The sequence below is a fragment of the Urbifossiella limnaea genome (assembly GCF_007747215.1).
Taxonomy (GTDB): Bacteria; Planctomycetota; Planctomycetia; order Gemmatales; family Gemmataceae; genus Urbifossiella; species Urbifossiella limnaea.
The window spans coordinates 1,567,656-1,581,542 of the sequence record NZ_CP036273.1 but is presented as its reverse complement, the minus strand read 5'-3'; the positions used below and the strand labels follow the sequence as shown (position 1 = coordinate 1,581,542).

Sequence of the window (13,887 nt, the reverse complement as noted above, 5' to 3'; positions counted from 1 at the left end):
GCATGGCCGCATTCGACACGCTGCTCGGGCAACTGGTGGCGGTACTATTCGCGTGGGCGCTGCTGTGGCTCGCAGCGCTGACGGCAGCGACGGTCCGGCCGCCGGGCGAGTGGGGGCGGGCGTTCCTGGTCATGAACGGCCTGTGGGCCGTCATCGACGGCGGCATCGCGTGGTACGGCCTGGTGGCGCCGCCGCCGGCCGACCTTGCAACGCTGTTGAAGGTAAGCGCGGGTCTCGACGTGCTCTACGTGCTGGCCGGCGTCGCGCTCCTGACGCGCCGGCCGGCGCGGCTGAAGGGGTTCGGCGCGGCGGTGGTCGTGCAGGGGGCGTTCCTGCTGGTGGTGGACGTGACGTTCTGGCTCCGGACCGGTTGACCCTGCGGCCGGTTTCCAACCGGCCGTGCCTGACCCGGCCAGTTGGAAACCGGCCCCACGTCAAGCAGCCGGCCGCGTACTGCGCTCGTAGGTCGCAGTGACCTCGCGGAGGAAGTCCAGCCAGTCGGGCGCGGCCAGGGCCGCGGCAGGGGCGCGCCACGTCCAGTTGCCGATCGTCGTTCCGGGCGTGTTCATCCGTGCCTCGCTGCCGAGGCCGAGCAGGTCTTGCAGCGGGCACACCGCCAGTTCCGCCACCGACGCCCACGCCAGCCGGAGCAGCGCCCGCACCGGGTCCTCCGCCCCCGCCGCGTAGCGGGCGAAATCGGCTCGCTCGGCGGAGGTCAGCCTCGCGTACCAGCCCGCGGTCGTGTCGTTGTCGTGGGTGCCGGTGTAGGCCACCGCATCCGGCGTGAACCGGTGTGGCCGGAAGCGCGGCTCCACGGCGCCGCCGAACGCGAACTGCAGAATACGCATCCCCGGCAGGCCGAAGCCCGTCCGCAGCGCGTGCACCTCCGGCGTGATGAAGCCCAGGTCTTCCGCGATGATCGGCAACGTGCCAAGCTGCGCCTTCAGCGCCGCGAGCAACTCCTGGCCGGGCGCGAGTTGCCAGGTGCCGTGCTCGGCGGTCGGGTCGCCGAACGGCACGGCCCAGTATGCTTCGAGCCCGCGGAAGTGGTCGAGGCGGATCAGGTCGACGTGCTTCAGGATGCCGCGGACGCGCTTCGCCCACCACGCGAAGCCGTCGGCCCGGTGGCGGTCCCAGGCGTACAGCGGGTTGCCCCACAACTGGCCGGTCGCGGCGAAGTAGTCGGGCGGCACCCCGGCCACGTGCGTCGGCGTATGGGTGGCGTCGAGTCGGAACAGCTGCGGGTTCGCCCACACGTCGGCCGAGTCGTGGGCGACGTAGATGGGCAGGTCGCCGATGAGCTTGACGCCGAGCCCGGCCGCGTGCCGGCGCAGTGCCGACCACTGGCGCGCGAACAAGAACTGCCCAAACCGGTGCACGGCGACGCCATCCGCGGTGTAATCGTTGCTCCGCCACTCCCACCACGGGGCGCCGCCGTGGGCGTCCTTGATCGCCGCGAATACGGCGTAGTCGTCGAGCCAGTCGGCCTCGGCCGCTGTGAAGGCGTCGAACGCCGCGTGCAACGCGGGCCGCCCGTCGCCGGCCTCGAACCGCTCCCACGCGGCGCGCACCAGCTGTCGCTTCCGGGGGATCACGTCCGCGAACACCACCGGGCCGTCGGCCGGAAGTTCGCACGCGCACACATCGGCAGCGGACGCCAGCCCGTCGGCGGCGAGCGCCTCGGGGCTCAGGAGGTTGAGGTTCCCGGCGAACGTGGACGGCGACTGGTACGGCGAGTCGGCGTAGCCGGTGGGCCCGACCGGCAGCACCTGCCACCACGCCAGCCCGGCGCGGGCCAGCAGTTCGACCCACCGGTGCGCGGCCGGGCCTAGGTCGCCGACGCCGAACGGGCCGGGGAGGCTCGTCGGGTGGAGCAGGACGCCGGCGGATCGGGTGGTGACGGACATGGGTGAGAGCCGAGTGCAACCGGCGGGCCAACGGTGTGGTTCCGTTGCCGCTTGCGGCTTCGCGCGGGGGAACGCAAAGCCCTAAGCGGCAACTCGACTCGACCGTCGTCAGTGGTGGTGGTCGTGCCCCGCGCCGAACAGCCGGTGCCGGGCGTCGCCCGCGGCGCGCACGTACGCCAGCAGGTCCAGCACCTCGTCGCGGCTCAGGCGGTCGAGCAGGCCCCGCGGCATCATCGACGTGGCCGCCTTCGTCCGGCTGGCGACGTCGGCCAGCTTCAGCTCCTTCGCCGTCGCGGCGGCCAGCGGGTTCTCGATCACCTTCACCACGCCGTCCTTCTCGGTCAGAATCATCCCGGTGACGACCGTGTCGTCCGTCTTCACGAAGCGGAACGTGGCGAACTTGTCTTCGATCCGCAGCGACGGGTCGAGGACGTGGCGCAGCAGTTCGGTGCTGTTCGGGAACACCTTGGCGTCGAGTTTCGCCAGGTCGGGGCCGAACTCGTTTCCCTGCCCGCCGAGCTTGTGGCACGCGGCGCACGTCGCCACGGTGAACATCTGCCGGCCGTTGGCGAAGCTGCGACCGCCGGCCTTGTCCATCTCGCCGACGGCTCCCGCCAGGTCGTCGAACTTCCACTCGGTGCGCGGGCGGATGTGCTTCAGCAGGTCGTCCTGCGCCTCGGTCGGGTTCCTGGCGAGGTACGCCTCCGGGTTCTCCAGGTAGGCGTCGAGGTCGGCCACGACGTAGAGCGCGCCGTGCATCCGCCGCCAGTGGCCGGGGTACGTGCAGACGTAGGGGTACACGCCCGGCGCGGCCGGCGCCTGGAAGCGGAGCTGCTGCGCCTGTTGCGGCGCGAGGAGGTTGCTGGCGAGGAGAATACTGCCGGGCGGCGCCGGCGGTACGTAGTGGTTCTCGGCCGCGCCGGGCTGCGTGGCGAAGGCCTCGGCGAGGTTGCCGACCTCGGCCAGGGCCCCGGGCCGGGTGATCACGAAGTTGTGCGGCATGATGTCCGTGTTCTCGAACACGAACTCCACCGGCCGGCCCGCCTGCACCACGAGGCGATCCGTGCTGTAGAGCATCTGGTCGGTGAGCGTGCCGACGCGCACGACGCGGACGCCGATGTCACTCAACTCGCGGCGGGCGCGGCGGGCTTCTTCGGGCGGCAGCAGGCCGGCCAGTGCCTCGCCGAACTGCATCGCGTCGAGCGCCGCGGGCGTCGTCTTCTGATCCGCCGGGAGGGCGCGGATACTCGCCATCACCACGTCGAGTAGCGGCTTCGCGCGGTCCTTCGGCCACTCCTTCGCGGGGATGCGCAGCAGCGCCGACACGGCCGCGGGCCGCTCGTCGGCGTCGGCCACGAATTTGGAGACGGCGGTGAAGGCGTCCGCCTCCTTGCCGCGGACGCTCGCCAGCGCCAGCATCGCCGAGCGGCGCACGACGCGCTCCGGGTTGGCGGCGCCGACGGCGACGTCGGCCTTCCCCTTCGGCGCGGGGTTCTTCAGTTGCTGGAACGCGACGCCGCGGTCGGCGTCGAGCACCTTCAGCGTGAAGTTGTTGAGCCGGCTGCCGAGGTTGCCGTCGGTGCGGTTGAACACGCGGACCAGCTCGATCGGGTACTCCCGGCCCAGATCGACTTCCCACCACGCCTCGTCGGTGCCTTCCTGGGTGTGTGTCGAGGTGCCGGCACTGTACTCGCCGGTGGCGTTCCCATCGACCGCCCGCCCGGCCGCGCCGCCGTAGCCGGTGTTCACCTGCTTCGCGGCCTTCCGCAGCGCCACGTTCTTCCCGTCGGACAGCACCTCGACCTCGGCCAGCGTCAGCGTCCGCTGCTTGCCGGGTAGTTCGACCCGCACGAAGCGACCGCGGACGGTCTTGCCGGCGTCAGCCGTCTTGAGCTTTGCGGGCAGCCCCGTCAGGAGCGATTCCACCTTCGGGTACAGCTCCGCCCGCTGTCCGGGGTCGCGGACCAGCGGCATCGCCGCGACGAGGTCTTGCAGCGTCCTGACGGTCTGCATCCCGGCGTTCCACGCCGGCTCCACGCCGTCGCGGGTGACCATCGTGGCGAACGCCAGCTGCCGGGTGAGGGCGTGCTTGCCGGTCGCGGCGAGCCGACCGACGGCGGCATGGAGGTCCGGCGCCTCGGCCGGGGACGTGGGCAGGAGGCGGAACAGGTCGAAGGTCACGCCGTCGGCAGCGTTCTCGCGGGCGTCGTGGTCGCGGATGGCCTCGATCAGCACCGACGCGAGCGGCCGGCCGGTGCGGGCGGCCAGGTCGGTGGCCGCCGTACGGCGGGCCTCGTCGCGCACGCCGGGGCGGGCGAGGAGTTCGGCGCTCACGGCCGCGGTCTTCTCCATCCGCAGAAGCTGGTCGGTGTCCACGGCGCGGAGGAAGTAGCGAGCGCCGGCCGGCGTGGTGAACGCGATCGGCCGCTTCGCCGCGACCGCGGCCCGCACCAGTGGCTCGAGCGCCTTCATGGTCTCGCCCATGAGGAACGTCAGGTACTGGTCGGTCGGCTTCTCCTGGGCGATGAACACCACCTCGGCCGCCTCCGCGGTCGTGAAGTAACTGGCGCCCCACACGGCCATCAGCCGTACCCGCGGGTGCTCGTCCGCGGCGGCGGTCTTGAGGCGGTCCAGCGCGTCGGGGATGCGCTCGCGCTGGTACGTCAGGATGCGCACGGCCGCGGCGCGGGCGCGGAAGTCGGGCGAGCGCAGCACGCGCTCGAGTGCCGTCGGATCGACGACGTTGTGCGCCTGCCGCAGCCACGCCGCTTCGAGCAGCGCGTGTTCCAGTTCCTCGCCCTGAAGCGGCACGGCGCCGGACGTGATCATCCGCACCCAGTCCTTCAGTGCCAGCATGACGGCGTCGGTGTCGCGCGCCCCCAACTCGGCGCGCACGCGGCTCCGCACGCGGTCCTCCGGGTGCGTCAGCAGCGGCAGCAGGTCGGAAATCATCCGGCCGGCGACGGCAGGCGACTTCGACGGCTCGCGCCCCTCGGCGGTCACCTTGTAGACGCGGCCGTGGGTGCGGTTCCGGCTCGGGTCGCGGAGGTTGTGCTGCATGTGGCCGATGATCGGGTTGTGCCAGTCGGTGAAGTACACCGCCCCGTCCGGCCCGACCCGCAGGTCGCTCGGGCGGAAGTTCGGGTCGGTGCTGCTCACGAGCGGCGTCTGCTCCTCCGCCCCGAGGCTGCTGCCGCTGTCGGTCAGCTTGTACCGCAGGATGCCCTGGAAGCCGATCACGTTGGTGACCAGCAGGTTGCCGTCGTACTCCGGCGGGAAGTGCCGGCTCGACAGCACCTCCATACCGGCGCAGGGCCGCGTCTTCTGCTGGTAGACGTGCGGCGGGCTGCCGTGCTTGATCGGGAACGGCAGGTGACCGCTGAACAGCGGCGCGTGAAACGGCACCGCCCCGGTGCCGTCGATCACGATGTCCTGGCCCCAGCGGTCGAAAACGTGGCCGTGCGGGTTGGCGAAGCCGAACGTGACGTACACGTCGAACCGCTGTGTGCGCGGCTCGTAGCGGAACACGGCGCCGTTGGCGACGCGCTTCGGCGGGCCGTAGGGGTCTTCGACCTGCGAGTGGTGGAACGTCCCTTCCTGGAAGTAGATGGCTCCGCCCGGGTCGGTGACGAAGCTGTTGGCCGTGTGGTGGGTGTCGGCCGTGTCGAGACCGTGGACCACGCGCTGCCGCACGTCGGCCTTGCCGTCGCCGTCGGTGTCCTTCAGAAACCACAGGTCCGGGGCGCCGGCCAGCAGCACGCCGCCGTTGGCGAACTCGAACCCGGTCGGGTTGTGGAGGCCGTCGGCGAACACGGTCATCTTGTCGGCCTTGCCGTCGCCGTTCGTGTCCTCCAGGACGAGTAGCTTGTCGTTCATCGGCTGCCCCGGCGTCCAGTGCGGGTACGTCGGCCACACGGCGACGTACAGCTTGCCGTCGGGGCTGAACGCCATCTGCACCGGGTTGATCAACTCCGGGAACGTCTGCTCGTCGGCGAACAGCGTGACCTTCAGCCCCTTGGCCACGGTCATGCTCTTGATCGACTCCTCGCCGGTGAGGAACAGGTGGGTGCCGCCCGGCCCCTTCCCCGGCTTGTTGGTGACGACCGGAATCAGCGGCGGGAGGTTGGAGTCGTCGGCCTTCACGACACGCCCGCGGGCGGCGGCCCACACCACCTTGTCGCGGTTGCGGACCATCTGGTCGATGACTTCGAGCTCGCGCTGGGCGACCTCGTAGTTCGTCTGCCCGTTCACGAACTTCAGCCACGCCCGGCCGCCGAACACGCTGTACCCGTCGGTGGCGCGGTAGCGCTGGAAGAACAGTGCGTTCTTCTCCACCACCGCGGGGCGGATGCGGTTCAGCACGTCGTCGGGCGGCGGGAGGTACTTGCCGTCGGTGGGGAAGAGGTATCCGTCGATGAGGGCGGCGAGGACGCGGTTCCCGTCCTCAGTGAAGTGGACGCCGTTGATCGTCAGCCGCTCCATTGCCTCGGCGAACCGGGCGAGCGTGGGCGTGTACAGGTCCACGACCGGCACGCGGGCGTTCGCGGCAACCTCCTTCACGGCGGCGGCGTACAGGGCGAGCTGCTTGTTGCGGTCGTCGCCGCGCGGCAGGTTTGGGCTCTTGTGGTTCTCGACCGCGGTCGGGGTGAACAGCACCACCTGCGGGGCGGTCTTGCCGTTGTAGCGCTGGGCGCGGACGTGCTCGACGAACTCGCCGAGTTGCTGCTTGAACTTCGGCAGCCCCGCCTCCCCGGCCCAGCTCTCGTTGCCGCCGAAGAAGGCGAAAATCACGTCCGCGTTGGTGCCGACGTTCTCGAACCGGTTGAGCTTCACGGCGCTCTTGTCGCCAACGGCGCCGGGGTTCGGCACCGGCGCCGCGCCGGCGAGCCACTGGTCGGCACTGCCGAAGTCCTGCGACCGGAGCCGCTTGTTGAAGTCGGGTTGCGCCGTGTACCCGCCGACCTCGTCGCCGCTGAACCCGAGGTTGCGCACCGTCAGGTCGTGCTCGGGGTGGCGGGCGTGGAGGTACGTTTCGACCCAGCCGTCGTGCTGCATCCGCTCGGCGAGGGTGTTGCCGACGAAGCAGACGTGGTCGCCGCGCTCCAGGCGGAAGGCGGCAGGCTGCGCCGCGGCGGGCTCGGGGCGCTGCCACGCGGCGACGGCCACGGCAAGCGGGAGGGCGACAAGCAGGGCACGACCGCCGGGCATGGGAGGGCTCCGGGGAGGGGGCGGGGTGGGGGCCGTTGTACGCCGCCGCGGCCGGGGGTGCAACCGGGTGGGGGCGTGGTACGATAGCCGAAACGTTACCCCGCGAGTGCGCCATGCCGGACCCGTTCGCCGCCGCGCGCCAGGCGATGCGCGACGAGTTCTTCGCCAAGCTGTTCCTCCTCGGCGGCTGGATCGGCGGCACCGACACGTACAAGCGCACCATGTGGGCCGCCGTGCCCGACGTGGCCTTGCAACCGGCCGCGTACCACCTCACGTTCCGCAAGCCGCTCGCCGAGCCCGGCGCCGGCAACCGCCTCGTCATGGCCGGGCACGAGGCCATGCTCGCGCAGTGGTTCCACCGGCCGCTGCGGCGCGCCGACGTGGAGCTGGCCCGCCGCTGGTACGCCGAGCACTCCGCGGTGCAGGCGTTCCCGCACGAGGTGTGGGACGCCGTGCTCGCCGCGACTCCCGGCGACGACCTGACGCTGCCGCTCGACGTGTGGGGCTTCCCCGGCGGGCAGACGTTCCTGGCTGGCGTGCCGTGCCTGTCGTTCGAGGGGCCGGGCGGGCTCGTCTCGTACCTCGAGCCGGCGATGTGCCGCTACTTCGCCCCGGTCATTCAGGCGACCAAGGCGCGGCTCATGGCCGAGGCCACGCCGCGGGACGCCGAGTTCGGCCTCCGCAGCGCCCCGGCCGAGGTGAACAACCTCGTGCTGCTGCTGGCCCGGTACGTCGGCGGCGGCGGCCAGCTCACCAGCAACGACACGGCCGAGTTCCTGTGGCCCGAGCTGTTCCGCAGCGTCGGCACGATCGGCCACGAGATGATGTGCGCCGCCCAGAGTTTCGACCGCACCCTGGCCGACGCCGAGTACGAGATGATGGACCGCTACGTGAGTCGCATGGGCACCGCGTCGCTGCTGTGCGACCTGGTGGACGCCGAAACGGTGGGACTCGAAAACGCGCTGAGGGTGATCCGCGCCCACCCCGAGACGAACCGCGTCGGCATCCGCGTGGACAGCGGCGACATCGCGGCGCAGTGCGTCCTGTACTTCGAGCGCATCGCCGCGCTGGGCGTGCCGCCGCGGACGATCGTGTTCGAGGACGAGGTGACGCCCGAGCAGGTCCGCCGCGTCTACGACGTGTTCCGCCAGCGCACCGGCACCGAGCCGACGATGCTGTTCCCCGGCGCGGGCGGCTACTGGTGGCGGCTCGTCCACCGCGACAGCGTCAGTGCCGCGTTCAAGCGGGCGTCCACGGCGGGGGTGCCCAACATCAAGTTCTCGAACTCGCCGGGGAAGGAGAGCCTGCCGGGCACGGTGCGGGTGTACGCCCGCGGCGACGTGCTGGTCGCGGCCGACGCCGGCGAGGACGTGGACGGCGAGCCGCTGTTCGTGAAGTTGGTGGATCAGGGCCGCGTCGTGTACGGCGAGGACTTCGCGGCGCAGCGCGACCGGGCGGAGCGGACGTGGGGCCGATTCGCGCGCTGGGAGCCGTCGCAGCGCGTGGCGGGTTGGCTGGAGCGGTTCCGGGCGATGCGCGCGGCCGAGGTCGCCGCGGCGCGCGGCCGGTTGGCGGGGGGCGGCTAGAATGCCCCGGTTCCCCGGGGGCCGTGTATGCGTCGGTTCGCGCTCGTAGTTGGCGTCGGGCTGCTGGGCGTGCTGCCGGGCCGCGCCGTGCTGTACTCCCCCGACGACCCGATGGTCGCCCCCGTCCGCCCGGACGGCACAGCCGAGGCGCTGCCGTTCGACGTACTCCGCCTCCGCCTCGCGCAGCTCGGGAACGTCGCCAACCCGCAGCCGGGGCCGAACGGGCAGCCGAACGCGGACCGGGCCAAGGTGCTGAAGCGCGTCAAGGACCGCCCGCCGGCAAAGGCGCCCGACGACGCCGCGGCCGCTGCCGCCGACCTGATCCGCCTCGGCAACGGCGGTCAGGTGGCCTACGCCGACCAGGCGCTGAAGCTCCTCTACCCGTTCCGCGGCGGCCGGCAGCCGAACTACTTCGTGTTCACCACGCTCGCCGTCGTGTACGCGGCCCGCGGGGAGTGGCGCATGGCCGAGGAGGCCCACGCCGCCGCGCTGTTCGACGCCGAAATGCCCGCGGCCGTGAAGGGGTGGAGCGGCGCCCAGCGCGACTGGCTCCGCAAGTTTGACGACACCTACCTGCCGCACTACTACCGCATCCAGCGCACGGAGTCGGAGGCGAAACCGCGGCCTGCGCCCGAAGCCGAGCTGCCGACGCCGCTGTTCCCGCTGCCGGACAGGGACGGCAAGGCAACCCCGGTGCGGTTCGTGAACGACGCGGGCGTGTACGAGCCGGGGGCGCTGGCGGCCGCGGAGAAGGCGAAGCTGCCGCCGGACGCGCTGGCGGTGACGCAGCAGTTACTGATGCTCTTCCCCGGCGACACGCGGCTGTACTGGCTGCTGGCCGAGTTGTACGCCGCGGACAACAAGCTGGACGAGGCGGTCATCATCCTCGACGAGTGCGCCTGGTCGCGCCAGTACGGCAACCGCATGGCGTTCATGGAGCACCGCGCCGCGATCCACGCCGCGATCGAGGCCCGGCCGAAGCCCGTCGAGCCGACCCCGCCGATAAGCCTGCCGATGATCTTCGTCTACTTCGGGGTCGTGGTGGTGGTGGGCGTGGTGGCACTGGTGCGGGCGCTGCGGAAGGGCGGCCCGCGGGCCGGCTGTGGGCTGTTCGGCTGCGGCTGACCGGATCAGTTCAGCGTCACCAGCGGCCGGCCGGTGCTCCAGCGGCGCTCGGCCGGCTGCGTCCGCACCACCTCGTGGTACAGCGTGTCGCGTTCCACCGGCACCCGGCCCGCCTCCTCGATCAGCCGCCGCAGGTCGGCCACGCTCAGTTGCTGCGGCGAGTCGCTGCCGGCGGCGTGGTAGATCGTCTCGTGCACCACCGTGCCGTCGATGTCGTCGGCGCCGTAGCTCTGGGCCACCTGCGCCGTCTTGATGCCGAGCATCTGCCAGTAGGCCTTCACGTGCGGGAAGTTGTCCAGCATCAGCCGCGAAATCGCCATCGTCTTCAGGTCCATCAGACCGCTCGGCTTCGGGATGTCCTTCCCGAGCGGGTTGTTCGTCGGGTGGAAGGCCAGCGGGATGAACGTCTGGAAGCCGCCCGTCTCGTCCTGGAGGCCGCGCAGCCGCAGCAGGTGGTCGATGCGGTGCTCGGGCTTCTCGATGTGGCCGTACAGCATCGTGGCGTTGGACTTGCCGCCCAGCTCGTGCCACTCGCGGTGGACGCGGAGCCACTGGTCGGCGTCGGCCTTGTAGTCGCAGATGACCGTGCGCACGTCGGGGTGGAAGATTTCGGCCCCGCCGCCGGGCAGGCTGCCGAGGCCGACCGCCTTCATCTCGGCGAGGAGGTCTTTCGTCGGCCGCTTGGTGAGCCGCTCGAACCAGTCCCACTCGACGGCCGTCCACGCCTTGAGGTGGAGGGCGGGGAACTCGCGGTGGATCACCTTGATGATGCCGAGGTACCACTCGTAGGGGAGCTGGTGGTGGAGCCCGCCGACGACGTGGAGCTCGGTCGCGCCCTGCTCGGTGGCCTCCCGGGCGCGGGCGAGGATTTGCTCGCCGTTCATCACGAACGCGGTCGGCCCCTTCAGGTCGGAGCGGAACGAGCAGAAGGTGCAGCGGTAGACGCAGACGTTCGTCGGGTTCAGGTGCTGGTTCACGTTGTAGTACGTGACGTTGCCGTTCTTCTGCTCGCGGACGTGGTTGGCCAGTTCGCCGAGGGTGAACAGGTCGGTGCTGGCTTCGAGGGCGAGGCCGTCGTCGAACGTGAGGCGGGTGCCGGCGAGAACCTTGTCGCGGATCGCGGCGAGGGCGGGGTCGGTGGGGGTCATGGCGGTCCCGGAGTGCGGTGCGGGGTGTTTTAGCCCTGCACCCGCGTAACCGCAAATCCGCGGGCGGGGCAACCCCGGGCTCCCCGCGCCGCCCCAGTTTACCGCGCCGACGATTTCCCTCACGCCGCCGGCCGCGGGGGTCGATACCAGACGTGGTGCGTGGCCAGGAGGGCCGGCGGATGCCGCGTTGGGTGTGGGTTGCCGGGACGGTGCTGGCGGCGCTCGCGGCGTCGGCCCCGGCTGTCGCGCAGCCGCTTCCCCCCGCCGACCCCACACCCGTCCGCCGGACCGCCAGCGCCGAACCGTCGATCCTCGGGGCACCCGTTGCCGTCGCCGGCTTCCCCGTCCGCAGCACACCCGAACCGACTGCCGCTCCGCCCGCACCACCCGCCGAGCCCCCGCGCCCCGCGCGGGTGGCGCTCGGGGCGCCGTCGGTGGTGGGCGGCGAGCCGGTCGGAGCCGTCGTTCCGGCCGGGGCCGCGGAGACGGTCCGCACCGCCCGGCCTGACGCGGTGCCCGCCGACCCGGTGAACGACTTCCTGGCCCGCCGCGCCGGCCCCCCGGAAAAGGACAAGGCTGCCGACCCCGGCCGCCGCACGTCGGGGAAGTTCGGCGACCGCATCCACGACATCATCGGCGACCACGACGGCTGGTTTTGCAGCGACCACGCGTTCGACGGGTTCATCTCGCCGGTGACGAACCCGTTCCTGTTCGAGGACCCGCGCTCGGTCACCGAGGCCCGACTGATCTACTTCTACCAGCGCATCCCGGGCGGCCAGCCGGACACCGGCGGCGGCAGCGTCAGCTACCTGGGCTTGCAGGGGCGGGTGGCGATCACCAACCGTCTGTCGTTCACCATCAGCAAGTTCGGCGGCACGTGGTTCAGCCCGTCGAGCGACGTCGTGGTGCCCGACAGCGTGGGCTTCTCGGAAATCTGGCTCGGGCCGAAGTTCACGTTCATCCGCAACGAGGAGACCGGCAGCCTGCTGGCCGGCGGGTTGCAGTTCCAGATTCCGATCGGCAGCGGCAGCGTGTACCAGAACACCGGCTCGCTGTCGATCGTGCCGTACGCCACCTACGCGCAGAACTTCTTCTGCAACGCCCCGCTCGGCGGCATGAACGCGATGGCGAACGTGGCCTACGCCTTCAGCACGACCGACGCCCGCAGCGACTACCTGTCGCTGAGCGGCCACCTCGACTGGGACGTGATGAACTGGCACCGGTTCTACCCGCTGCTGGAACTGAACTACACGCTCGTGACGACCAACGGCACCGCCCGCCCGCTGGTCGGCAGCGAGGGCCGCGACGCCTTCAACCTCGGCGGCGCGGCGCAGGGGCACGGCCTGCTGTCCGGCGCGATCGGGGCGCGGTACAAGTTCACGGAGAGCGCCCAGATTGGTGCCGCGTACGAGATCCCGCTCGCCGGCCCGCGCGACTTCTTCAACTCGCGGTTCACCCTCGACTTCATCCTGCGGTACTAACGCGGCGTGGTCCGTAAACTGGACCTCATGCCGGCCCCCGAATCGCTCGCCAACATCCCCAACCTCCTGTCGTTCGCGCGCATCCCGCTCGCGGTCGTGCTGTTCGTCTGCGTCGTGCAGCGGTGGTGGCTCGCCGGCCTGCTGCTGTTCCTCGTCGCGGCGTTCACCGACTGGCTCGACGGCTGGTGGGCGCGGCGGTTCGGCCCGCTGACGCTGGTCGGCCGCAACCTCGACACGGTGACGGACAAGGTGCTGGTGTGCGGCACGTTCGTGTACCTGGCCCCGGTACCGGAGGCCGGCATCCCGACGTGGGCCGCGGTGCTGGTGCTGAGCCGCGAGTTGATCGTCACGGCCGTGCGCGGGGTGATCGAGGCGACGGGCCAGAAGTTCGGCGCCGACTGGTTCGGCAAGCTGAAGATGGGGTTTCAGTGCGCCGTGCTGATCGGCGTGTTCCTGATCCAGTGGTGGCGAACGGAAGGCTTCTCGGCGGACGTGCTGGCGCTGCTGGAACCGGTGCAGCTGGTGCTGTTCTGGTTGATGGTGGCGGCGACGGTCGGGAGCGGCGTGCAGTACCTGGTGAAGGGCCACCGGATGCTGCACACCGCCCCCGACCGAACGGGCTAACGTCGGCGCGAGCAGAGGGACAAGGATTCGAACCCTGTGGGGCGGCTTTGGAGGCCGCGTGCTCTCCCAGGAGCATCCCTCTGTGTCAGGCGGCAGTGAGGGGAGTCGAACCCCGCTCCTCGGCGTTCACAGCGCCGCGTGCAAGCCGTTACACCACACGCCGCATGTGCCCCGGTCGGGGCAGTGATCCCGGGTGGACTCGAACCACCGCTCTCCTCCGCGTCAGGGAGGCGTCGTCGCCGCTGGACCACGGGACCATCTGGGGAGGGATGAGGGATGAGGGAAGACACCGATTCTCATCCCTCATCCCTCCCGCAGTACCCCGGCCAGGAGTCGAACCTGGATCCCCACCTTCGGAGGGTGGTGTCGTGATCCGTTGGACCACCAGGGTATGCACCGTCAGCGGAAGGAGAGGGAGTCGAACCCTCACGCCCTTGCGGGCCCCGACTTAGCAGGCCGGCGCGTTACCAGTTCCGCGCACCCTTCCGTGTCAGGAGTCAGGGAGCAGGGGACGGGAGACAGGAAACGCAGTACTGGCGGTCGTTTCCTGTCTCCCGTCCCCTGGCTCCTGTCCCCCGCAGTGGAGCCGCGGGGAGTTGAACCCACGCGTCCGTGTTTGCAAGACACAGCCCCCGCCCGCGGGCGGCCCCGTTGTGCGGCTGTAGCCGCAGTGACCCCGGTGGGAGTCGAACCCACACGCCTCTCGGCACCGGCTCTCAACCGGACCTGTATACCAGTTCCAGCACGAGGTCAGTCAGTTGCGGACCCGGGAGTCGAACCCGGCCTTCAGGCTTATGAGACCCGACCG

General features: G+C 71.0%; 8 protein-coding genes and 6 tRNA genes. 5 read left to right on the top strand and 9 right to left on the bottom strand.

Annotation, left to right across the window (positions count from 1 at the left end):
* Positions 1-2 precede the first annotated feature (2 nt).
* Complete coding sequence (locus tag ETAA1_RS06365) at positions 3-374, top strand: DUF6992 family protein (protein WP_145235330.1); 372 nt, start codon at positions 3-5, stop codon at positions 372-374.
* 60 nt (positions 375-434) lie between these two features.
* Here ETAA1_RS06365 and malQ read toward each other — a convergent pair whose 3' ends face one another.
* Positions 435-1,907 carry a 4-alpha-glucanotransferase gene (malQ, locus tag ETAA1_RS06360; RefSeq protein WP_145235328.1) on the bottom strand — a complete coding sequence of 491 codons (1,473 nt, stop codon included), beginning with the start codon at positions 1,905-1,907 and terminating at the stop codon, positions 435-437.
* Positions 1,908-2,015: 108 nt separating this feature from the next.
* Positions 2,016-7,115, bottom strand: coding sequence for a PVC-type heme-binding CxxCH protein (locus tag ETAA1_RS06355; RefSeq protein ID WP_145235326.1), 5,100 nt, complete (start codon positions 7,113-7,115; stop codon positions 2,016-2,018).
* Positions 7,116-7,228: 113 nt separating this feature from the next.
* Between ETAA1_RS06355 and ETAA1_RS06350 the strand changes: the two genes are divergently transcribed.
* Complete coding sequence (locus ETAA1_RS06350) at positions 7,229-8,701, top strand: hypothetical protein (protein WP_145235324.1); 1,473 nt, start codon at positions 7,229-7,231, stop codon at positions 8,699-8,701.
* A 27-nt stretch (positions 8,702-8,728) separates the two neighbouring features.
* Positions 8,729-9,826: a hypothetical protein gene (locus tag ETAA1_RS06345; RefSeq protein ID WP_145235322.1), complete on the top strand. Its 1,098-nt coding sequence runs from the start codon at positions 8,729-8,731 to the stop codon at positions 9,824-9,826.
* A gap of 5 nt (positions 9,827-9,831) precedes the next feature.
* Here ETAA1_RS06345 and mqnE read toward each other — a convergent pair whose 3' ends face one another.
* The gene (mqnE, locus tag ETAA1_RS06340) at positions 9,832-10,974 is read right to left on the bottom strand and encodes an aminofutalosine synthase MqnE (RefSeq protein WP_145235320.1); all 1,143 of its coding nucleotides are present in this window, start codon (positions 10,972-10,974) and stop codon (positions 9,832-9,834) included.
* Positions 10,975-11,153: 179 nt separating this feature from the next.
* Between mqnE and ETAA1_RS06335 the strand changes: the two genes are divergently transcribed.
* Together ETAA1_RS06335 and ETAA1_RS06330 are read left to right on the top strand one after the other, a co-directional pair.
* Positions 11,154-12,455 carry a hypothetical protein gene (locus ETAA1_RS06335; RefSeq protein WP_145235318.1) on the top strand — a complete coding sequence of 434 codons (1,302 nt, stop codon included), beginning with the start codon at positions 11,154-11,156 and terminating at the stop codon, positions 12,453-12,455.
* A 6-nt stretch (positions 12,456-12,461) separates the two neighbouring features.
* Complete coding sequence (locus tag ETAA1_RS06330) at positions 12,462-13,079, top strand: CDP-alcohol phosphatidyltransferase family protein (RefSeq protein WP_238389384.1); 618 nt, start codon at positions 12,462-12,464, stop codon at positions 13,077-13,079.
* A gap of 12 nt (positions 13,080-13,091) precedes the next feature.
* Here the strand turns inward: ETAA1_RS06330 and ETAA1_RS31555 are convergent.
* From ETAA1_RS31555 to ETAA1_RS31550, 6 genes are all read right to left on the bottom strand, one after another.
* Positions 13,092-13,161 (bottom strand) — tRNA-Trp (locus ETAA1_RS31555).
* Positions 13,162-13,167: 6 nt separating this feature from the next.
* A tRNA-His gene (locus tag ETAA1_RS06325) sits at positions 13,168-13,243 on the bottom strand.
* 20 nt (positions 13,244-13,263) lie between these two features.
* Positions 13,264-13,336 (bottom strand) — tRNA-Val (locus tag ETAA1_RS06320).
* A 61-nt stretch (positions 13,337-13,397) separates the two neighbouring features.
* Positions 13,398-13,470 (bottom strand) — tRNA-Arg (locus ETAA1_RS06315).
* A gap of 12 nt (positions 13,471-13,482) precedes the next feature.
* A tRNA-Ser gene (locus ETAA1_RS06310) sits at positions 13,483-13,566 on the bottom strand.
* Positions 13,567-13,750: 184 nt separating this feature from the next.
* A tRNA-Leu gene (locus ETAA1_RS31550) sits at positions 13,751-13,831 on the bottom strand.
* Positions 13,832-13,887: the final 56 nt, after the last annotated feature.